Genomic DNA, 22,356 nt, shown 5'->3' on the forward strand with positions numbered 1-22,356 from the left:
CTTTTAATTAAAATAACAGAAAAAAGTATGGTACTTCCTGTCTATTTTACCATACTTTTATTTTTTCATAATGACAACAGAAAAAAAAGAGGAATTTGTAATATTCTTTATGAAATTGTCGGTGTTTGTATTGATTCTGTTACAGAATTAACATGATCTACTTTTACAAGTATGACATCTTCTCCAATTTTCATAATTTGCTCCCAAGGAATCACAAATTCTACTTCCTTCCCAAAGAGTCCAAGCATTCGTGCCTGCTTAGAAATAATAACCGCCCTAATCTTTCCTGTGTCTATATCAATATCAATATCTCCAATATTCCCAAGCCTCTTTCCATCTGAAACATTTACAACATCCTTCATTTGAAACTCCGAAATCCGTATCATATTCATCCTCTCCCTTATATCATGAATCGTAAGTACGCTCTCAAATAAAGTGGAACCTTAATCAGTGAGATTATCCCCATCCCTACTGATTATTAACCCATGCCAATCGGACTTTTACGGGCAGTCCCGCTTCCATCTAACTTTTTACTTCAGCCTAATTTCGAAGCGGATAAACAGTATATAACCGCTACTAATAGAACATCCATTTTATTTTCATTATATGAACCTACCCAATCTACTATGAGCGCAAAATATTATATATAAAAAAGACCTCACCATAACTGGTGAGGACCTTATCCTTGAATCGTCTTATTCATTTGCTTAATAGCAGACTTCTCCAAACGTGATACTTGCGCTTGAGAAATCCCAATTTCTTCGGCAACTTCCATCTGTGTCTTTCCTTGAAAGAAACGTTTTCGAATAATCATTTTTTCACGATCATTTAAACGCTTCATTCCTTCTTTCAACGCCAGTTCTTCAACCCACTGCTCGTCCTTTTGTTTTTCATCCTTTAATTGATCCATAACAAAGATAGGATCTCCTCCATCGTTATAAATCGGTTCAAATAATGAAACCGGATCTTGAATCGCATCTAGTGCAAAAACAATCTCTTCATGTGTCACTTCAAGAACTTTCGCAATATCCATTGCTGTTGGTTCTTTTGAATTTTCAGCAATCAATTTTTCTCTTACTTGCAACGCTTTATACGCAATATCTCGTAATGAGCGAGATACACGAATTGGATTGTTATCACGCAAATATCTGCGTATTTCTCCAATAATCATCGGCACAGCATACGTTGAAAACTTTACATTTTGGCCTAAATCAAAGTTATCAATGGATTTCATAAGTCCAATGCAACCAACTTGAAATAAATCATCAACATATTCTCCTCTGTTATTAAATCTTTGGATGACGCTCAGTACAAGACGTAAGTTTCCATTCACTAATTTCTCTCTGGCGCTTATCTCTCCACTTTGCATTTCACGAAATAATTTACGCATCTCTTCATTTTTTAGTACTGGAAGTTTAGCTGTATCAACACCGCAAATTTCTACTTTGTTTCTCGTCAAAGTGTTCCCTCCTATCGGGAGTTGCTGTACAGTGTAAAGTATTTCCTTTGAAGGGGATTTTATGCATACGGTTTTTCCATCATTTTTCACAAATATCATATTTCCTCATGCACAAAAAAAGAATAAGACCAGTCTAGATACCGACTGGTCTTATTCTTCACACCATTTTATTAAATTCTTTTCGTAATCTTTTTATAATTCTTTTTTCCAAACGAGAAATATAAGACTGTGAAATTCCAAGCATATCAGCCACATCTTTTTGTGTCTTCTCTTCGCCACCAGCGAGTCCAAACCGAAGCTCCATAATTTGTTTTTCACGGTCATTTAATTGATGCAATGCTTTCATTAAAAGATGACGATCTACAGTAGCTTCTAAATCTTTTGTAATAATGTCATCATCTGTACCTAAAACATCTGATAGTAACAGTTCATTTCCGTCCCAATCAATGTTAAGCGGTTCATCAAAAGAAACTTCCGAACGATTTTTATTATTTCGACGCAAATGCATTAAAATTTCATTTTCTATACAACGAGATGCATATGTTGCTAATTTAATTTTCTTTTCTGGATTAAATGTATTCACTGCCTTAATAAGACCAATTGTTCCTATACTAATCAAATCCTCAATATTGATCCCTGTATTTTCAAATTTTCTTGCTATATATACAACAAGCCTTAGATTACGTTCAATAAGCATCGACCTCGCAGCTTGATCTCCATTTGGCAATTTATTCAAAAGAACTGCCTCTTCTTCTTTCGTTAACGGCGGTGGCAACGCTTCACTTCCACCAATATAATAAATTTCATCGGTCTTAATTCCTAATTTCAGCAATACTTTATACCAAAGGTATACCAAATAAAATTTAAATTTCACCATATTATCCCGCCTCTCATAATTAAGCAATTACCATCTTTTGCGAAATCAACATTTTCGGATGTACAATGCATTGATACTCTCCATTAGTAGATAATTGTTGTGTATTTAATCCAATCAGTACTTTGTTTACAACAACCGAACTACCTTCATGATAAACTCGCACACAATCTGGCTTAATTGCCCATAAAAATTGATTCTCTACTCCTACTGCTCGGAAAGGAATTAAACGTAGTTTCGTCGCCCATCCAGAATCATTTTCTGGTATTTGAGGAATTTCTGTTTTGGAATAAATTTGTTCTGTTAACCAAGCTGGCAAACAATGTTCTAATGATGAAATATGCATAATCATAACGGGTGTTTTCGTTAACGGGTCATAAAGTTGGTTCCCACTATCAATTAGACCTGCTAATTCTAGTTCCTCTCCAGCTAATTGAATTTCCACTTTCACGATTTGATCATAGTGTATCTTTGTGACCTCTACGCTTTCTATACGCTTTTTAGAAAAATAATAAATTACTGGAAAACCAAAAATAACAAATACCCAACTAATTGGATCACCGTAAGAAACTGATTTAGATTGAACTAATCCATTTACCATTTCGTTCGTTTGCAAAAAGTAATGCGTTCCAATTAATCCTCCACCAACCATAAAGGTTACAAAATAGAAAGTAAAAACAGTTTGTGTATAATTTCTAAATGTCGAAAACCCAAATGCTGTATACACAATAAGTAACGAGTACAATAGTTTCATAATTGGATGTGTCATCATAGAAGCAAAAGGCGTAAAGGCGAAAATAACAATAGTTGAACCTATAAATGCCCCTAACACAAGCCTCCATCTTTTGATTCTCTTTTTTAACACGGTGGCTGTTAATAAAAGTAAAAGAAAATCAATGCAGGCGTTTAACAACCAAACGATGTCGGCGTAAACAACCAAACAATTCACCTCTTTTTTTAAGTTGAGACTAGTATAATGCATATCCAATAGGAAAGTGTGTCAATTGGTGGAGGGATTTTTTTGTTATTTTGTGATTTCTAGACATAATCTGTCGGTAAAAAATAAAAGTGTATTTTTCATAGAATAATATAAATTTTTTACTTGTATACATAATAATTGAATTATATATATACAAAGTTTATCTTGCTATTTGCGGGCAGTAAGACCCTGCCTCAAAATTCAGCTATAAAAAAGTACAGAAGTTAAGTGGGCGTCGGGCTAACAATCATTTTTGGATGAACACCCCCGACTAATTAAAGTTTCAATTTATTTATCACAGCTTATGGTTTAAAAATAGGACTGGGCTCTCCATATGCAAAATAATAAAAAAAGATCTGCTTAGCAGATCTTTTCCATTTAGACAACAAAAAAAAGGAGCATGAAAGCTCCTTTTCTTTTATCGTCTACGACGGTTACGTAAGAATGCTGGAATATCGATGTCATCTGAATCAGTATGACGATCATGCACAACCGGCTCTTCACGTTTCATTTCACGCTTAACTTCACGTTGTTTTGAAGGTTGAGCTACTGGTTGTTGTTGCTGTTGCGTGTGATTCGCAGTCGGACGGATAATTGGTTTTGGTGGTTGTGTCGAAGCACTATCATCAAAACCAGTTGCAATTACAGTGACAACGATATCATCTTTTAATCCTTCATTAATAACAGAACCGAAGATCATATTTACTTCTGGATCCGAAGCTGAAGCTACAATGTCCGCTGCTTCTTGTACTTCATATAAACTTAAGTTTGCGCCGCCCGTAATGTTCATAATAACACCTTGAGCTCCATCAATAGATGTTTCTAGTAATGGACTAGAAATCGCTTTTTTCGCAGCTTCAGCAGCACGATTTTCACCATTACCAGAACCGATACCCATTAAAGCAGAACCTCTATTAGACATAATTGTTTTTACGTCTGCAAAGTCTAAGTTAATTAGACCTGGTGTAGCAATTAAATCAGAAATACCTTGAACACCTTGACGTAATACGTTATCTGCTTCACGGAACGCTTCTAACATTGGCGTATTTTTATCAACAATCTCTAATAAGCGATCATTTGGAATTACGATAAGTGTATCTACATTTTCTTTAAATGACGCAATACCAGATGCAGCTTGAGTTGCACGCTTACGCCCTTCAAATGTAAATGGACGTGTTACAACACCAACTGTTAACGCGCCTAGTTCTTTTGCAACTTGAGCAACAACTGGAGCTGCACCAGTTCCAGTTCCGCCGCCCATACCAGCAGTTACGAAGACCATATCTGCGCCACGAAGCGCTTCTTGAATCTGTTCTTTACTTTCTTCTGCAGCTTTTTTCCCTACTTCAGGGTTTGCGCCTGCACCAAGTCCACGCGTTAATTTTCCACCAATTTGCATTTTCGTTTCAGCTTTTGATAGATTTAATGCTTGTGCATCAGTATTCACAGCGATAAAGTCTACACCTTGTACACCGTGTTCAATCATACGGTTTACAGCATTGTTTCCGCCACCGCCGACACCGATAACTTTTATATTCGCTAATTGATCTTGAGTAGTATCAAACTCTAACATGTCGAAATCCCCCTAGAACCTCATTTTTCGTGTCCAATTTTAATCCCATAAATAACGGAATGCACGTTTTACTTTTGACATCATGCGGTCATCATTTTGATTAGTATTGTTTTGATTACGAGTTTTTTGTTTCGCAGGTTGCTGTTGTACCGGCATTGGTGCTGGTACTGGTTCAAAATGTTCTTGCTTTTCCTGCACATTTTTCCCACGTAATTTAGCTTTTTGATAAGAATGTTTAATTAATCCAACTCCACTTGTATATTGAGGCTCACGAACACCAATATAATCAGGAGTTGCTATACGAACATTTTCATGTAAAATATCGTATGCAAGATCAAGAACACCTGACATAGAAGCTATCCCACCAGTTAGTACATATCCAGAAGCAGCTTGCTTTACTCCTAACTTATGCACTTCATCTTGAACAAACATTAAAATTTCCTCTACACGAGCCTCTATTATATCCGATAATTCCAACTGAGAATATTGTTCTGTTTGATCGCTTCCCATAATAGGAACCGTAAACATCTCTTCTTCAGATGCTGTATCATAAAAAGCATGTCCATATTTCAGCTTAATTTGATCTGCATTTTCTGTTGAAGTTTTCAGCCCAATCGCTATATCCTTCGTTATATGATCTCCACCTAATGGCAATACGCTCGTTGCTTGCAACTCTCCATCTTTAAAAATAGATAAGGTTGTAGATCCTCCACCCATATCAACAAGGGCTACCCCTCTATTTCTTTCATCCGAAGATAACGCAACTGTCGCTGCCGCTAAAGGTTGCAGACAAATATCAACAATTTCAAGACCTGCTTTTTCTACACAACGAAGTAGGTTATGTAGTAAAGTTCTCGAGCCTGTAATAAGTGTACCTTCCATTTCTAATCTTACACCGATCATCCCGCGTGGATCGTTAATCTCGTCAAGACCGTCTACAATGAACTGTCGAGGTACCACATCAATAAATTCACGTTCAGGAGCAATTGACACAACTTGCGCTGCATCTAGAACGCGTAAGACATCTTCATTCCCGATTTCACGATCTTCATTTGAAACAGCGACTACTCCGTGACACGGGAGCAACTGTACCTGGTTTGCATTGACACCTACTACAACTTGCTCAATGTGGATACCCACCATGCGCTCGGCTTGTTCAATTGCTTTTTTAATTGATCGAACAGTTTCATCTATATCAACTATCGATCCCTTTTTCAAACCATTTGATTTTACGTTTCCAACACCAATAATGTTTAAGCTATCATTAACCATTTCACCAATGATGACTTTAACATTGGATGTACCGATGTCAAGACTAACATATATTTCATTGCTGTTCATTCTTTGGCACCTCCTTCTTTATTTATACCATACAACTCAATATATGGAACAACAATCGCAACTTTACTATTTATAAGAAAAATATTCAACGTCTTTGTACGTTTCCCTTTTTTAACCCTATATTTTTCTTATTTTTATTTAACATTCATTTAAGAATATCGCAGTAACCTGTGAATAACTGCTCTATCTTGAAATAATTATATTTCAAGTGTAAAGATTACCGCCAAGTATAAGTCTACACTAAGATGTACTTGTAGAAAAGTGAAACTTGTACCAATCCTAGTATGAATCTAAGAAAATTTACATTTTTTTCATCAAATTAAGCATTCTTGCAAATTAGCATCCATATAAAAGAACGTTTGTTTCATTTCATACGTAATAACGCAGTAAAAACTATCATTCTATTCTTTCTTTTCTTCAGCACCTAGTTCCTTCGTATATGCACCCACTTCTAAGTCAATTAAAACCTTCTTACCAGGTTCAATTGTTTTTAAAATAAGTGGATAAGCTTCCATTCGCTTTGCGAAATTTTGAATAGTGGTGCTCACTTCATATCCTTCATTCATATATAAAGTAAGATGATCTTCATTTGCGTTCGTTGGTGTATAACGAATTTCAGAAATAGACCTTAAAATAGTTGGCGTTAATTTTTCTAGTTCTGCAATTAATTCCTTCATTTTTTCCTCTTTAAATGGTTCAAAAATTGGTGCTGCAACTGGAAGCTTTCCGTTCGGAAGTACATCGAGTGTTTTCCCATTTTCTAATAACGGTTGTAATTTCCCATCTTTGTTTATATAGCCAATTGTTAAATATTCTTCGATATGAACATCAATTTTGTTTGGGAAACGTTTTTTTACATTTACCTCTTTAATTTCTTTTCGTTTCGTTAAGTTTTCTTCTGCTTTATGAGCTGTTACTCGGAAATAACTCGTATCATATGTCACACCTGATTCCTTCATAACTTGTTCATCTGTCATATAATGATTTCCAAAGACACTTATCTTTTTTATATTACTAAGCGGAGACCGAAAATAAATTAAAAAGAGTACTAATAAAAATAAAATCGATATGTATAAAATTAACCGATGATTAACAGGTTTCTTATTTTTTTTATTTTGATTCTTTAATTTTGGTACACGATCTTGTAGTTTAATCACTTTACTATTTTTCATGTACGATCCCCCTATGTAACATAAAGAACGGCATGTTCCTCATGCCGTTCTTATCTTCTTATTATAACATAAATGATAATGAGCGGAACGAACAACCGTTATCTTCCAATTATTTCTACTTCTGTATGCATATCAACACCAAATTTATCTTTAATTGTACGCTTTACCAATGCGATTAAGTCTAATACATCTTGCGCTGAGGCCACACCAGTATTAACAATAAAATTCCCATGCATTTCAGAAATTTGAGCTCCACCTATTGTATAACCACGAAGCCCTGATTTTTCTATTAAATCTCCTGCAAAATAGGGGACTGGATTTCGAAATATACTTCCTGCACAAGGGTGATTCCAAGGCTGCGTTTCACGGCGATACTCTTTATTCTTTTGCATGCTTCTTACAATTCCCTCGCGTTCGCCTACCTCCAATTGGAATTCAGCTTCCAAAACAATACCAGGGCGTTTCATTTGCAATACAGATGTGCGATAAGAAAAGCCCATTTCGGTATTCGTCAACCAATTAATTGTTCCATTGTCAAACAAAATACGAGCTTTCGTTAATACACTCGATATATCGGACTTATGAGCGCCTGCATTCATATACACTGCACCGCCAACACTTCCTGGAATACCACTTGCAAATTCCAGGCCCGCTAATCCCTGTCGACTAAGTAAAGTTGACAATTTAATAAGGGGATATCCAGCACCGACTCTTACTCTATGTTTTTCGACTTCTAAATGGTCTAATCCTTCTCCTAAACGAATAACCACACCTTCTATACCTTGATCAGATACGAGAAGATTTGAACCACGACCAATTGCAGTCCACCCTGTCTTGTACTTCTTTACTAACTCTAGAGTCTTCTCAATACCAGCAACATGCTTTGGTACAATTAAAATATCAGCTGGTCCGCCTATTTTCATAGTCGTGTAACGCGCTAACGGTTCATTAACTAACACGCGACCAACATTTGCTTCTAAAAGCTCTTTTACTAATTGTTCCATAGACAATCTCCCCCATATCAAGTCTCCTTATTACAGTAATATGCAGGGCGTTCACCTAATGTTATTTTTTAATAAGCTTGTTCATTACTTCATATAGCTTATTTGCTGCATCTGGAATACCAAGTTGCTTAGTAGCCAGTTTCATATTTTGTAATGTTTGTGTATCCAATAAAATCTCATCAATGTCACGAATAAGCGTTTCAGATGTTAAATCTTTTTCAAGTAGCATTTTAGCTGCTCCTTTATCAACAACTGATCGTGCATTTTTTTCTTGATGGTTATTTGTTACGTACGGACTTGGAATTAATACACTCGGCTTTCCTAACGCTGTTAATTCTGCAAGCGTTGTAGCCCCTGCCCTTGAAACAACAAGATCTACACCCGTCAGTACCTCTGGCATATTATGAATAAAAGGTTTAATAATAACATTATTCGGATTCCCTTTTTGTTTCACGGCTTCCATAACTTTATCATAATGTACTTCGCCTGTTACATATAATACTTCGTAACTTTTATTCCCAAATTGTTCAATCGCTTCTACAAAAGCATCGTTAATCGGTCTAGCCCCGCGGCTCCCACCAAAAATAAGCACGGATTTTTTAGAAAGGGATAGTCCTACCGAACGTTTTCCTTTCATTCCATTTTGGTCCATTACTTCTGATGCACGTGGATTACCTGTCATAACCACTTTTGACTGTGGAAAATGTTCTGCAGCTGCTTCAAAACAAACTGCAACTTTATCGACATAACGACTTAAAAATTTATTCGTTACACCAGGTACACTATTTTGTTCATGGACAATAGTCGGAATACCTAATTTAGCCGCAGCATATACAACTGGCCCACATACGTATCCACCCGTACCAATCACAATATCAGGGTTAAAACGACGAATATATCGTTTACTATCTTGAACACCTTTTAGGAAACGCATCACTGTTTTTACATTATCAAGAGATATTTTTCGTTTAAATCCACTTATAACAATAGATTGGAACGGAATACCCGCTTTCGGTACGATGGTACTCTCTAATCCATTCTCTGTACCAATGTATAAAAATCTTGCTTCAGGATTTAGTTTTTTTATTTCTCTAATTAAAGCAAGAGCTGGATAAATATGTCCTCCAGTACCCCCACCACTTACTAATACTCGCACTACTGATTCCTCCACTTCCCTGTTCTTATTCAATCGTATTTATTTCTATATACATATTGTATTTTCACACACACACGAAAAACCCTGTCTTTTAAACAGGGTTTAATAGCGAGAATGGCGACTTATATTCAATAATACACCTACCGCCATTAACATTAAGGTCAAACTTGATCCACCATAACTTAAAAATGGCAAAGTAATACCGGTAACAGGCATCAGTCCTGTTACAACACCAACATTAATCATTACTTGAATCGCAATCATCGCCACAATACCTACTGCTAAAAACGTACCATATAAATCTGGCGCTCCTAATGCTATACGAATCCCACGCCATAATAATAGACTAAATAATAATAACACAAATGAACCACCAATAAAACCTAATTCCTCGGATAAGATTGCAAATATAAAGTCTGTTTGTGGTTCAGGTAAATAGAGAAATTTTTGTCTACTTTGTCCAAGTCCAAGCCCAAATAAACCACCAGGTCCAATTGCGAGTAACGATTGGATAATTTGAAATCCACTTCCGAGCGGATCCGACCACGGATCTAAATATGATGTGATGCGTTTCATTCGATATGGCGCTGATGCAATTAACCCTACAAATCCCGCTGCACCAAGCAAACCAAACATTGCAAAGTGAAAGACCCTTGCTCCCGAAATAAATATCATAATAATACATGTCCCAATCATTACCGTTCCCGTACCAAGATCTGGCTGTAACATAATTATCCCAAAAGCAAGAAATACAAAACTAAGAGCCGGTAGTAAACCTCGTTTAAAAGATGTAATTAATTTTTGTCGTTCCGCTAAAAATTTTGCTAAGAAAATAATCATCGCGAATTTCATAAACTCTGACGGTTGGATAGAAAATGCCCCGATTCCAATCCAACTTCGCGCCCCTCCACGAACGAGACCTACTCCAGGAATAAGAACGAGAATAAGAAGAACGAAACAAACTAGTAAAATTACTTTTGAATACGTACGCCATACCCAATAATCAATTTTCATCAGAAAAAACATAGCTACTACCCCAAGACTTGCAAATAACAATTGTCTTTTTGCAAAAAAGAATGAATCCCCCATTTTATAAGAGGCCCAAACCGCACTCGCACTATAAACCATAATCATTCCGATTGTTAACAACGCAAGTGTAACGATGATGAGAATAAAATCAGGCGTTTTCTTCATTACCCATGAACACCACCTCTTTGGGCAGAACCTTTTGCCCTATGTAACAAAACATCAGTAGGTGTTAGCCTACTGATGTTTTGATTTACTTTATATAAGTTTATGCACAGCTTGTATAAAAATGTCTCCTCTTTCTTCAAATGTTTTAAATTGATCCCAGCTTGCACATGCTGGTGAAAGAAGAATAACATCACCATCGGTAGAATGAGCATAAGCCTTCACTACTGCATCATCTAAAGTTTCGACACTTTCAATTACATCTAATCCTGCTTTTTCTGCCGCTCTTACTAATTTTGGTGCAGTTTGTCCAAATGTCACAATCGCTTTGACATGTTTAAAATATGGAATTAAATCATCAAATTCATTACCACGATCAAGTCCACCAGCCAATAATACAATCGGTTGTGTAAATGCAGATAATGCTTTTTCTGTCGCTAGCATATTCGTCGCTTTTGAATCATTATAAAATTTACGATTATTAATCGTTGTTACATATTCTAAGCGATGTTTTACACCTGTAAAACTTTTTAACACAGCAGTAATTGCTTCATTAGAAACACCTAGTAATTTAGCAATACTCATTGCTGCTAAAATATTTTCTAAATTGTGCTTACCAGGTAAAACAATATCACTTACTTTAACTACTTTTTCGCCTTTAAAATAAAGAGCGTTATCTTTTATATACGCACCATCTTCAATTTCTTTCGTCGTCGAAAATAATACTTTCTGTCCTTTACTATATGCCGATAACGCCATGACATCTGCATCATCTGCGTTAATTATACTATAATCTGCTTCAGTTTGGTTTTTGAAAATATTCGCTTTCGCCAAACCATACTCTTTCTTCGTCCCGTGATAATCTAAATGCGCTTCAAATAAATTTAAAAAGGCTGCAATTTTTGGTTGGAACGATTCCACTCCCATCAATTGAAACGATGAAAGTTCCGTAACGACAACTTCATTTTCCTTCGCCAATTGTGCAACTTCACAAGCTACAGTACCTATATTCCCCGCAATAACTGGGTGCTTTTGTCCTTCTTTTAACATTTCAAACGTTAACATTGTCGTTGTTGTTTTACCGTTAGATCCCGTAATCCCAACAAACGGTGCTGCTGAAATGGAATATGCTAATTCAACCTCAGTTACAATTGGAATTTGTTTTTCTTTCGCCGCCACTAAGAGTGGATTAGAATATGGAATTCCTGGATTCTTTACGACAAGTGAAATGTTTCTCTCCAGCAATTCTAATGGATGCCCACCACACACAACATCCATTCCTTCCGCTTGTAACTCAGCTGCAAGCACATTACCCGCTAATGGTTTCCCATCATTTACAATGACGTTTGCCCCTAACTTTTTTAATAAAGTAGCTGCTGCATAACCACTTTTAGCAATACCTAATACAAGAATATTTTTATTTTGATATTCAGTTACAGTTTTCAATTACATCCACACCCCGATATAAATTCCTAGCACAGCTAATAAAAATCCTACAGACCAAAACGTTACAACAACGCGCCACTCTGACCAACCACATAATTCATAATGATGATGTAATGGACTCATTTTAAAGACACGCTTTCCTGTTGTTTTGAACGAAATAACTTGGATAATAACAGATAAAGTTTCCGCTACGAATACACCGCCAATAATAACGAGTAACAATTCTTGTTTTAACAAAATCGCTACAGCTGCGATAGCACCACCTAAAGCTAGAGAACCAGTATCCCCCATAAATACTTTCGCTGGATTCGCATTGAATACTAAAAAGCCAAGTACAGCTCCTACGACTGCCATACAGAAAATCGCTACCCCAAATTGTTCTTGAGCTACAGCAATAATACTAAATGCTCCGAATGCAATAGCAGCTGTTCCTGATAATAAACCATCTAAACCATCTGTTAAATTAACCGCATTTGATCCACCAATAAGCATAAATAATACGAGAACAAAATACGCCCAGCCTAATTCAAATTTAACATCAGTTCCTGGAATCATGATATACGTGTGAAATGCTTGCCCTTTTCCAATTAAAAAGAACGCAATAGCAATTACAAGCTGACCAATCAATTTTTGTTTTGATGTTAAACCAAGATTTCTTTTCTTTACTACTTTTATGTAGTCATCTAAAAATCCGATTAATCCGTACCCAAATGTAACTAATAATAACAATGATACTTCTGCACCTAAATTGTTAAATTTAATCGCCATAATAAGCGTAGTCACCATCATAGATACATATATGACAATACCACCCATCGTTGGTGTCCCTGATTTCTTTTGGTGTGACTTCGGTCCTTCGTCACGAATACTCTGTCCGAACTTTAACTTTCTTAAAAATGGAATAAATAATGGCGAAAGGGCAACAGAAATTAAAAATGCTACCCCAGCCGTTACTAATAAACCTTGTTCAAGCACATGTAGTCCTCCTCTCATGCTGTTACACTTCGTTGTTTAAACGCTCCGTGATTGCTTCTTTAGCAACTTCACGATCGTCAAAATGATGAACTTCTTTACCAATAATTTGATACGTTTCATGCCCTTTACCAGCAATAATAATAATATCTTCTGCTTTTACTTTCGAGATAGCGGAACGTATCGCTTCTTTTCGATCGACAATTACTTCATAATTATTCCCATTCACATCATTTACCATATCATCTAAAATAGCCTTCGGATCTTCACTTCTTGGATTATCTGATGTATAAATTGCATGAGTTGCATATTCGGTTGCGACACTTGCCATTATTGGTCTTTTCGTTCTATCTCTATCACCACCGCAACCAACGATACAATATACATCGCCTTTTGCAAACTGTTTTGCTGTTTTTAGTACGTTCTCTAAGCTATCAGGTGTATGCGCATAGTCAACAATAACTGTGTAATTTTGTCCACCATCTACAACTTCAAAACGTCCAGGAACGCCAGCAAGCTCTTTAATTACATCAATAATTGTTTGTAAGCTCACTCCTGAAACAAGACCTGCTGCTGTAGCAGCTAACACGTTGTATACATTAAACTTACCAATTAATTTCATCGTAACATTTACAGTTTCGTACGGTGTTACAAGTGTAAATGTTGTACCGCCACTCGTCATTACGATATCTCGTGCCATAATGTCGCTTGCAACATCTATACCGTATGTTACAACAGTAGCTGCTGTACTTCTCATATACTCTTCTGCTACTGGATCATCACTGTTTAATATAGCGTATTTTTCACGATTATGATGATAACTATTGCCAAGCTGTGCGAAAAGCAACCCTTTCGCATGTTTATATTCTTCCATCGTTTTATGATAGTCTAAATGATCTTGTGTTAAATTCGTAAATACTGCAACATCATAATCGCACCCGTGTACACGGCCAAGATCTAAAGCATGAGACGAAACTTCCATTACTGTGCTATCCACACCTTGTTCAACCATTTTTGAAAATGTCTGTTGAAGTGTTAGTGCATCTGGTGTTGTATTTTTCACCTCAAATGTTTCATCACCGATTTTCATATTAATCGTTCCAATTAGCCCTGTTTTATGACCATGTGCGCGCATAATTTCATCCATAATATGCGATGTTGTTGTCTTTCCATTTGTACCTGTAATACCGATTAAATGTAACTTGTGTGTTGGTTGGCCATAAAAATAATCAGCTAAAACCGCTAGCGAACGAAAAGTATTTTTCACAAGTACAACTGGAACGTCAACATCAATTGGTCTTTCCGCAACAATAGCAGCCGCTCCTTGTGCGGCTGCTTGCTTAGCAAAGTCATGGCTATCAACCGTATATCCTTTCATACATATAAATAAGCTTCCCTCTTTCACTTTACGTGAATCCGCTTCAATAGATGTTATTTCTGGATTTTCTGTTGGAACAACTGGAAAATCATGCAAACATGATACAAGTGTATGCAACTTCATTTCACTAAACCCTCTCTACATTGTTTATTTATCTCTTATTTTAGCAAGTAACACGTTACCTCCTAGTTATATAAAAATAGGAGGTAAGTGCTACTATAGTCTAATCAATAGATTTATTTATTAATGAGACACTTATCGTCTCAAGTAAAGCAATTTTTCTATAAAGAACTCACTTCCACCAATTGTACCATAAAACACAATCAGTTACCTTTAATTCCCGAAGTAAATTCTAACTTTTGAACCCTCTTTTACTTTAGCTCCTGCTTCTGGTGATTGTTTAATTACTTTCCCACCATCACCACTTATATCAAGCTTCAAGTCTACAAGTTGCGTTTGTAAATCTTTCTTTTTCATACCAATTAAATTCGGAACTTCCACAGTTGGTGTATCGCCCCATTTATATTCTTTCTCAACTTGCTCTTTTCTCGGTTCCACTCCCATTACAGGAAGTGCGTCACGAAGAATATTCCCAACAATAGGTGCTGCTACAACTCCACCAAATTGAGTGACTCCTTTTGGATTATCCACTGCTACATAAACAACAATTTGCGGATCGTCAGCTGGAGCAAAACCGATAAATGATACAATATAGTTATTATCTAAATATTTTCCATCTTTCACCTTTTGAGCAGTTCCAGTTTTTCCACCTACACGATATCCATCAATATAAGCCCCTTTACCCGAACCTTTCGCTACAACATTCTCTAATGCGTAACGAACTTTCTCTGAAGTTTCCTTGGAAATAACTTCCCTTTTCGCAACAGGTGTCTTTTTGCTGACAACTTGATTATTCTTCGGATCAATAAATTCCTTCGCTATATATGGCTGATACAAAGTTCCACCATTTACAGCGGCCGCTACAGCTGCTACTTGTTGAATCGGTGTAACAGAAACACCTTGCCCAAATGAAGTCGTCGCTTGCTCGACTGGACCAACTTTATCTAAATTAAATAAAATCCCGCTACCTTCACCTTGTAAATCAATTCCGGTCTTCTGTCCAAACCCGAAATTGCGAATGTATTTAAACAATCGATCTTTACCAAGACGATCACCGAGTTCAATAAATCCTGGGTTACAAGAGTTTTGAACTACCTCTAAAAACGTTTGGCTACCATGGCCTCCAGCTTTCCAACACCGCAATCTAGCTCCACCAACTTCAGCTGCCCCATCATCATAAAATGTATCTTTCTCTAAGTCTACTAAATTTTCATTCAAGGCTGCAGCTAATGTAATAATCTTAAATGTTGACCCCGGCTCATACGTACTCCATACAGGTAAGTTTCTGTTATATACTTCCGGAGAAACACTTTGGAAATCTGCTGGATCAAAACTTGGTCGACTTGACATACCTAAAATTTCACCATTTTTCGGATTCATTGCAATTGCTATCATACCGTCAGGATTATACGTTGATTCCGCAATATTCATTTCTCTTTCCATAATCCTCGTAATGCGTGAATCAATTGTTAATCCTAAATTCAAGCCGGCTTCTGGTTTTTTGAAATCATCTCCAACGTTAGGCATTCTCTGTCCTTTCGCGTCTGCAAAAAATCGCACATGACCTTTATCACCATTTAGCTCTTTATCATAATATTTCTCTAGTCCCATAAGCCCTTGATTATCACTGCCCGCAAATCCTAATACGTGTGATAAAAAATTACCGAATGGATAGTACCGGATAGAATCCTCTGCGATGTACACACCCTTTAAACTTAATCCGCGTACTTCTTTCGCTTTGTCATGCGATATTTTCCTTCCGCCTTTATCAAGCCTTACAATCGATTCTTTTTTTGTAATCCGCTTATAAACATCATCTTTTTCCACACCTAATACTGCAGCTAACTTCTCTGCAGTCTCTGCTGGTTTTTCAATTTGCCTCGGCACAACAAAGACGGTCGGTGCACTTTTATTCGTAGCAAGCTCCACACCATTTCGATCTAAAATTTTCCCTCGCTCTGGTTCAAAAGTAATATTACGACTCCATGAATCCTTCGCACGATCCGTTAACATATTTCCAAGAAAAAATTGCACATATCCAAGACGAATATCGATAATGGTGAAAATGAGTATACCCGATATAAGTATAAAAATAAGTCGTTTTCTAACTGTTACATTTGATACACGCATATTGGAACAAGCCTCCCTTACGCCTAGCTTGTTCCAATATATGCTTGTACTTATTTAATTAGAACTTCTTCCCTATTACCATTATGGCTTTTCTGCTTCTTGCTGCGGTTCAAGTGGTGGTACGAGTGTTACACCTAATTCTGTACCAGGTTGCAACAATGTCCCTTCCGCTACACTTTGCTCAGTTACATATCCTGTACCAGAAGGTTTTAAGTTAAGCTTTAATGTTTTTGCTAAATTCATAACATCACGCAGTGCCCATCCCTGTATATTTGGCATTGTAGGTTTATCTCCTACTAAGAAGACTCGATCACCCTTTAATGTTTGTTCAGTTGCTTTTGGCACTTGCTGCTGCACTTTACCTTCACCTAATACGATTGGACGAAGTTTTGCTTTATCAATTGTTTTTTTCGCTTCTTCCATCGTTTTTCCGGTTACATCTGGAACGACAGTTTGTTGTTCTTTCACATATTTTTTCGGGTCTTTTACTTCATTCGGCTTAATCTTTAAGTACTCTAAGCTATTTTTCGTTACATATTTAAAGATATCAGCTAAAGGCTTAGCCCCGTTTTCATCATCTTTTAATTTTGGTTGTTTAACTGCCACATACACAACAAGTTGCGGATCGTCCATCGGTGCCATACCTAAGAATGAGAATATATAATTCTCTCTTCCCGTCATATAGCCACCTTTCCCGTCAGGAATTTGTGCTGTACCTGTTTTCCCCCCAACTGAGTACCCATCAATTTTATATGCAGTTCCTGTTCCTTTCGGTGATGTAACAACACGTTCTAGTAATTGCCTTACTTGCGCTGCTGTATCTTTGGAAACAGGTTTCCCTACTTCTTTTGGTTTATGCTCTAGCTGTACTTTACCTGTTATTGGATCCACAATTTTATCAATTGTATAAGGTTTCATCATTTTCCCATCATTTGCAATCGCTGTTGCAGCTTGTACAAGTTGAATTGGTGTAACTGTAGAACCTTGTCCAAACGCTGTTGTTACTTGTTGTATTTGTTGATCAAATAAAATTGTATTTGACCCTTCACTAGGTAAATCAATGTTTGTTTTTTCATCTAATCCAAAATTATGAATATATTTCCGGAAACGATCTGGACCAAGTTTTTGATCACCTAAAATTGCAAACGCTACGTTTGAAGAGCGCTCTACCCCTTCATCAAAAGTAATAGAACCCCATCCAGCGCCGCCGTTGTGATCTTTTATTTTGCGATTACCAACTTGATATGTACCAGACTGATAAAAGTCTTGTCCATTGTATACACCTTCATTAATGGCCGCCGCTAATGTGAAAATCTTCATTGTTGATCCCGGTTCAAATGCATTTGCAATTGCATCGTTATAATAATAATCCATCTTTCCCTGGTTCGGATCATAACCAGGTTTACTAGACATCGCTAATATTTTCCCCGTCTTTGGATCCGCAACAATTCCAATTAAATTTTCTGGTTCATAATGTTTACTCGCTTCTTTCATTGCGTCTTCTAAATAACTTTGAATACGTTGGTCAAGCGTTAAATACACATTATCTCCATTTTTAGGTGCCTTTACATTCACTTTCCCACCGTCAAGAGATACTCCTTTACGGTCCCCTGTATAAGCTACCTCACCATTAGAAGCACCTAAATACTTATCCAAACTCTTTTCTAAGCCAAATTGACCTACTGCGATTCCATTCTCATCAGGGCTGGCATGCCCTATGACGTAAGATGCGAAATCACCGTTTGGATACACTCTCGCATTTTCGGTGATAAAAGAGATTCCTGGCAATTTCAACGCTTCTATTTGTTCTTTCTTTTCTTTCGTCAAGCCCCTACCTAATGTTCCAAATTCCACTTGACTTCTATCTTTATTTAAAGCGGCTAAGATCGCATCTTCGCCCGTTCCGAGTACTCCAGCGATTTTCTTTGCAGTATCCTCTTTATCCTCAACAGGCCTAGCACCTTTTAATTCCGCTACCATTTTATAGGAATTTGCGTCTTGTGCTAGCACATGACCATTTTGGTCATAAATTGTTCCTCGATTCGCTTCGAGAACTCCTTTTTTACTATGTTTCTGTTCAGCAAGTTTCTTCAAATCATGATTGTCCACTGTTCCTGTTGCTTGTATGTAAAAAAATCGGGCTAATAACAGCAAAAAGAGCAGGAGGAAAAATATCATAAAATAACCTGCTCCCTTATTGGTATGAAATTTGGTCATATTTCTCTTCATCTTTTCTTCACACCTATTTGCCTTACTTTAGGCCTTTCACATTATTCGCATTAATTTCTAGCCCGTGTTTTTTTGCAACTTCAGCGATACGTTCATAACGACTTAACTTTTCTACTTCAGCCTGCAATTCTTGATTTTCCTTTTGTTTTTTCACAATTTGTTCTTCTATCGTCGCTGCTTCTACATTAACTTGATATAGACCCGCTTTATTCCCAATAAAAGCTACACAAGCATATAATAAAAATCCAATAAACGTTACGTACAATAGCTTTTCAATTCTTGTAATTTTCGTTTTAACTTTTGGCTTAACCATCTGCTGTGGCGGCGCTTGAATTTGTACCTCTTCTTGCGCCTGTTGTTTATACTTTACAGCTAAATTAGTCATACCTCTCTCTCCTTTTTATCGTTTTTCAGCGATTCTCAACTTCGCAGAACGCGCTCGATTATTTTCTTCTAATTCAATGTCAGAAGGTAAAATCGGTTTCCTTGTAATAAGCTTTAATTTCGGCTTAAATTCATCCGGAATAATCGGTAGTCCCTGTGGTAATTGCGGCGTTGTGCTATTTCGCTTAAACGTCGTTTTACAAATACGATCTTCTAAAGAATGGAATGTTATAACACTAACTCTTCCACCAGGCTTGACCATATCAATTGCAGATTCCAACGCTTCTTCAAATACTTTTAATTCATCATTTACAGCAATACGAATCGCTTGAAATACTCGCTTCGCAGGATGTCCACCTGTTCTACGTGCCGGAGCTGGAATACCTTCTTTAATTAATTCCACTAATTCTCCTGTCGTTTCAATAGCCTTATTCTCGCGATAAGCTTCAATTTTCCTTGTTATTTGCTTTGAAAATTTTTCTTCTCCGTATTGGAAGAAAATTCTTACGAGTTGTTCATATGACCAGCTGTTCACAACATCATATGCTGTTAATGGGGCATCTTGATCCATCCGCATATCTAACGGTGCATCATGATGATAACTAAAGCCACGCTCTGGTGTATCTAATTGTGGGGATGAAACACCTAAATCGAATAAAATCCCGTCTACTTCTGTGATACCTAATTCATGTAGTTTTTCAGATAAATAACGGAAGTTGCTCTTCACTGTTACAAATTGTTCACCATAAGAAGAAAATTTTTCCTTCGCATTTTGAATCGCTATTTCATCTTGATCAAATGCTATTAACTTTCCACCATCTGTTAGCTGAGATAATAAATAAGAACTATGTCCTCCTCCACCCAGTGTACAATCTACATATGTACCACTCGGTTTTATATCTAAGCCATCTACTGTTTCTTTCAAAAGTACTGTTACGTGTTTGAACATTGCTGCACCTACTCTTTTTCCAATTAATTATGTTAAATACATTTCTCACTCTACAAACACAATTTACTACTAGAGGATGAAATGCTACTAAAGAACGACTCATTTAACTTCCAACAAGGTAGTACGCTATACAAATCGCTATTTTATTTTATTATATACTAAATTTTATCATTTTTTGCGGGAATTTAAACAAAAACCTGTCGAAAAAGATATTAATCCGTTTACATTTTGTGCTATTTTGTCATATATATATACCTGATACATAGCGATTCATTACATTAACATAAGATGGATAATTCAGAAATATTTCACTTCACAGTTAATTCAACAGAATAAAAATAAAATCCTGCTCAAAAGAGCAAGATTTTATAGTTTTATTACATGATGTTTTCCATCCCACGAAAAAGATTGTTCCATTACCCGGTCAACAAAATCAAGGCCGAACTGATTTAAATAATAACACACATTCCACACACGTTCTTGCGGTGCTCCTAATGGACGAAGCGCGAATTGTAAACGGCGGAATTTATTCAGTTGAACCTCATGTTTCTTCTCAACATTTCTTTTCAACATTTTTTCTAACAGTTCAATTTGCTCATTAATTTTCAGTTCATTTTTCCCCGCAAACTCATTTAACCCTGGATCTATTTTTTTCACGAATTGTTGTAATGATGTATGAATATCCATTATTTCTTTTTTCGCTTCTATAAATCGCTCGTCTATCGGTTCCTCTATTTGATTAGAAAGCCAATTGTCACGCAGATTATCTATATTATTTAGAAATGGATCAATTTCTTGCAAATCTAAATCATATAAATCTGTCGCTATATCTCGCTCCATATAAGTAATTGTAAGCCGCGGAACAACAGGTGGCATTTGGAAACCTACCGTATGAAACACTTGTTGCAATTCACTCCAATAAGCTAACTCCCCTGGACCGCCAATAAACGCTAACGTAGGAAACACATATTCTTGCATAAGAGGGCGCGTTACAACATTATTACTAAAACGTTCTGGACTTCTTTCCATCTCTTCCATCAATTCTTCATACGAAAATGAATGCACTCCATCTTTTCCAATAAACTTCCCTTGATTCTCTTCAAGCAATACTCGCTCATTATCAATTTCCATAAATATATGCACTGCATTTGTCTTCGTTTCAATAATCGGTTTAAATCCTAATTCCTTAAGTACTTCCTGTTGATTACGAAGCCCTACTTGAATTTCTTTATATTTACTTATAATTTGTTGTAAAAACGGCACTTCTAATTTTCTTAATGCAGGATGATGTGAATCTACAAGAATTAAACCAGAATTTGCGAACATTTTCGTAATAAGGTGCGCAAAGAAATCTACATATGTATGCGATTTACCTAAAGCATCATCAACAAATTGTAATACATCCTTTGTAAAATTCGTTTCCGGATATGTTTTAAAAATCTCTTCGACCCATTTTCTACAGTCTTCAATAGCAAACTCAGACTCAGAAGCACTCGCCTTTTTCGGATAACGATCATGAAAAATGGTCTTTTTTATTTTTTTATTTTTCGTTACAAATGTATGATTAATTTCATCCATATCATGGTCTTCACCAGCAATCCAAAAGACAGGAACAACCCGAACCCCTAAGCTCTCTTCTTTTTCTTTTGCAAGCTGTAAAATTGAAATGATCTTATGAACTGTATAAAGCGGACCAGTTAATAAACCAGCTTGTTGTCCAGCTATAACTACATATGTATTTTCATCTTCAAGCGCTTTTATATTTTGAATTGTAAATTCTCCCGCTTGCAATTGTGTATTATATTCTAATAAATGCGTTACTAAATCTTGACGGAAAAACTCTCTCTCACGTAAATCATGTAAACGCTGTTTAAAAGCATCCTCTGTTAACAGATAATCAAAACATGACTGTATCTCTTTTTTACCGTTCATATAGTCCGCTACAACACCTTGTAGTGGAACAGAGATTTCTTTTATCTCCATATAATTCTTCCTTTCG

The 22,356-nt window shown here is 36.4% G+C and carries 18 protein-coding genes; all 18 read right to left on the reverse strand.

Going from position 1 to position 22,356, the window contains the following annotated elements:
- Positions 1–107 precede the first annotated feature (107 nt).
- The 18 genes from DN408_RS08625 to bshC all read right to left on the reverse strand — a co-directional run bounded on the left by DN408_RS08625 (position 108) and on the right by bshC (position 22,340).
- On the reverse strand, positions 108–386 hold the full coding sequence (locus DN408_RS08625; RefSeq protein ID WP_012261605.1) for a YlmC/YmxH family sporulation protein: 279 nt from the start codon (positions 384–386) through the stop codon (positions 108–110).
- A gap of 293 nt (positions 387–679) precedes the next feature.
- Entirely contained in the window at positions 680–1,459 is a 780-nt protein-coding gene (gene sigG / locus DN408_RS08630) for an RNA polymerase sporulation sigma factor SigG (RefSeq protein ID WP_002014725.1), read from the reverse strand.
- A gap of 157 nt (positions 1,460–1,616) precedes the next feature.
- Positions 1,617–2,336 (reverse strand): RNA polymerase sporulation sigma factor SigE, encoded by a 720-nt coding sequence (gene sigE, locus DN408_RS08635; protein WP_002128857.1) that lies wholly within the window; start codon positions 2,334–2,336, stop codon positions 1,617–1,619.
- Between the two features lie 19 nt (positions 2,337–2,355).
- Positions 2,356–3,273 carry a sigma-E processing peptidase SpoIIGA gene (spoIIGA, locus tag DN408_RS08640; RefSeq protein ID WP_002165147.1) on the reverse strand — a complete coding sequence of 306 codons (918 nt, stop codon included), beginning with the start codon at positions 3,271–3,273 and terminating at the stop codon, positions 2,356–2,358.
- 457 nt (positions 3,274–3,730) lie between these two features.
- Positions 3,731–4,885 (reverse strand): cell division protein FtsZ, encoded by a 1,155-nt coding sequence (gene ftsZ, locus DN408_RS08645; RefSeq protein WP_002014730.1) that lies wholly within the window; start codon positions 4,883–4,885, stop codon positions 3,731–3,733.
- Positions 4,886–4,924: 39 nt separating this feature from the next.
- Entirely contained in the window at positions 4,925–6,226 is a 1,302-nt protein-coding gene (ftsA, locus tag DN408_RS08650) for a cell division protein FtsA (RefSeq protein WP_144512850.1), read from the reverse strand.
- Between the two features lie 401 nt (positions 6,227–6,627).
- Complete coding sequence (gene divIB, locus DN408_RS08655; RefSeq protein ID WP_002014733.1) at positions 6,628–7,398, reverse strand: cell division protein DivIB; 771 nt, start codon at positions 7,396–7,398, stop codon at positions 6,628–6,630.
- A 98-nt stretch (positions 7,399–7,496) separates the two neighbouring features.
- Complete coding sequence (gene murB, locus DN408_RS08660; RefSeq protein ID WP_002014734.1) at positions 7,497–8,402, reverse strand: UDP-N-acetylmuramate dehydrogenase; 906 nt, start codon at positions 8,400–8,402, stop codon at positions 7,497–7,499.
- Between the two features lie 61 nt (positions 8,403–8,463).
- Positions 8,464–9,558, reverse strand: a complete 1,095-nt coding sequence (murG, locus tag DN408_RS08665) for an undecaprenyldiphospho-muramoylpentapeptide beta-N-acetylglucosaminyltransferase (RefSeq protein ID WP_002088269.1) — start codon at positions 9,556–9,558, stop codon at positions 8,464–8,466.
- 102 nt (positions 9,559–9,660) lie between these two features.
- A complete protein-coding gene (gene spoVE, locus DN408_RS08670) occupies positions 9,661–10,752 on the reverse strand; it encodes a stage V sporulation protein E (protein WP_002014736.1) in 1,092 nt (363 codons plus the stop codon).
- A gap of 90 nt (positions 10,753–10,842) precedes the next feature.
- Positions 10,843–12,195, reverse strand: coding sequence for a UDP-N-acetylmuramoyl-L-alanine--D-glutamate ligase (murD, locus tag DN408_RS08675; RefSeq protein WP_147740064.1), 1,353 nt, complete (start codon positions 12,193–12,195; stop codon positions 10,843–10,845).
- Positions 12,196–13,170 carry a phospho-N-acetylmuramoyl-pentapeptide-transferase gene (gene mraY / locus DN408_RS08680; protein ID WP_002014738.1) on the reverse strand — a complete coding sequence of 325 codons (975 nt, stop codon included), beginning with the start codon at positions 13,168–13,170 and terminating at the stop codon, positions 12,196–12,198.
- 22 nt (positions 13,171–13,192) lie between these two features.
- Positions 13,193–14,668, reverse strand: coding sequence for a UDP-N-acetylmuramoyl-L-alanyl-D-glutamate--2,6-diaminopimelate ligase (gene murE, locus DN408_RS08685; RefSeq protein WP_002014740.1), 1,476 nt, complete (start codon positions 14,666–14,668; stop codon positions 13,193–13,195).
- Positions 14,669–14,878: 210 nt separating this feature from the next.
- A complete protein-coding gene (locus DN408_RS08690) occupies positions 14,879–16,795 on the reverse strand; it encodes a stage V sporulation protein D (RefSeq protein WP_002014741.1) in 1,917 nt (638 codons plus the stop codon).
- Positions 16,796–16,876: 81 nt separating this feature from the next.
- Positions 16,877–19,024 carry a penicillin-binding protein gene (locus tag DN408_RS08695; protein ID WP_087944711.1) on the reverse strand — a complete coding sequence of 716 codons (2,148 nt, stop codon included), beginning with the start codon at positions 19,022–19,024 and terminating at the stop codon, positions 16,877–16,879.
- A gap of 22 nt (positions 19,025–19,046) precedes the next feature.
- Positions 19,047–19,409: a cell division protein FtsL gene (gene ftsL, locus DN408_RS08700; protein ID WP_002014745.1), complete on the reverse strand. Its 363-nt coding sequence runs from the start codon at positions 19,407–19,409 to the stop codon at positions 19,047–19,049.
- 15 nt (positions 19,410–19,424) lie between these two features.
- On the reverse strand, positions 19,425–20,357 hold the full coding sequence (rsmH, locus tag DN408_RS08705; RefSeq protein WP_002014746.1) for a 16S rRNA (cytosine(1402)-N(4))-methyltransferase RsmH: 933 nt from the start codon (positions 20,355–20,357) through the stop codon (positions 19,425–19,427).
- A gap of 366 nt (positions 20,358–20,723) precedes the next feature.
- Positions 20,724–22,340, reverse strand: coding sequence for a bacillithiol biosynthesis cysteine-adding enzyme BshC (gene bshC / locus DN408_RS08710; protein WP_002185043.1), 1,617 nt, complete (start codon positions 22,338–22,340; stop codon positions 20,724–20,726).
- Positions 22,341–22,356 lie beyond the last annotated feature (16 nt).

This window comes from Bacillus sp. AR13-1, from assembly GCF_008042285.1.
Taxonomy (GTDB): domain Bacteria; phylum Bacillota; class Bacilli; order Bacillales; family Bacillaceae_G; genus Bacillus_A; species Bacillus_A mycoides.

What these genes read in the sequence shown, in the direction of transcription:
- DN408_RS08690 (WP_002014741.1), bottom strand. Translation starts at nt 16,795, where the DNA reads ATGCGTGTATCAAATGTAACAGTTAGAAAACGACTTATTTTTATACTT.
- ftsA (WP_144512850.1), bottom strand. Translation starts at nt 6,226, where the DNA reads ATGAACAGCAATGAAATATATGTTAGTCTTGACATCGGTACATCCAAT.
- ftsZ (WP_002014730.1), bottom strand. Translation starts at nt 4,885, where the DNA reads ATGTTAGAGTTTGATACTACTCAAGATCAATTAGCGAATATAAAAGTT.
- DN408_RS08625 (WP_012261605.1), bottom strand. Translation starts at nt 386, where the DNA reads ATGATACGGATTTCGGAGTTTCAAATGAAGGATGTTGTAAATGTTTCA.
- divIB (WP_002014733.1), bottom strand. Translation starts at nt 7,398, where the DNA reads ATGAAAAATAGTAAAGTGATTAAACTACAAGATCGTGTACCAAAATTA.
- bshC (WP_002185043.1), bottom strand. Translation starts at nt 22,340, where the DNA reads ATGGAGATAAAAGAAATCTCTGTTCCACTACAAGGTGTTGTAGCGGAC.
- ftsL (WP_002014745.1), bottom strand. Translation starts at nt 19,409, where the DNA reads ATGACTAATTTAGCTGTAAAGTATAAACAACAGGCGCAAGAAGAGGTA.
- rsmH (WP_002014746.1), bottom strand. Translation starts at nt 20,357, where the DNA reads ATGTTCAAACACGTAACAGTACTTTTGAAAGAAACAGTAGATGGCTTA.
- sigE (WP_002128857.1), bottom strand. Translation starts at nt 2,336, where the DNA reads ATGGTGAAATTTAAATTTTATTTGGTATACCTTTGGTATAAAGTATTG.
- murE (WP_002014740.1), bottom strand. Translation starts at nt 14,668, where the DNA reads ATGAAGTTGCATACACTTGTATCATGTTTGCATGATTTTCCAGTTGTT.
- DN408_RS08695 (WP_087944711.1), bottom strand. Translation starts at nt 19,024, where the DNA reads ATGAAGAGAAATATGACCAAATTTCATACCAATAAGGGAGCAGGTTAT.
- murB (WP_002014734.1), bottom strand. Translation starts at nt 8,402, where the DNA reads ATGGAACAATTAGTAAAAGAGCTTTTAGAAGCAAATGTTGGTCGCGTG.
- spoVE (WP_002014736.1), bottom strand. Translation starts at nt 10,752, where the DNA reads ATGAAGAAAACGCCTGATTTTATTCTCATCATCGTTACACTTGCGTTG.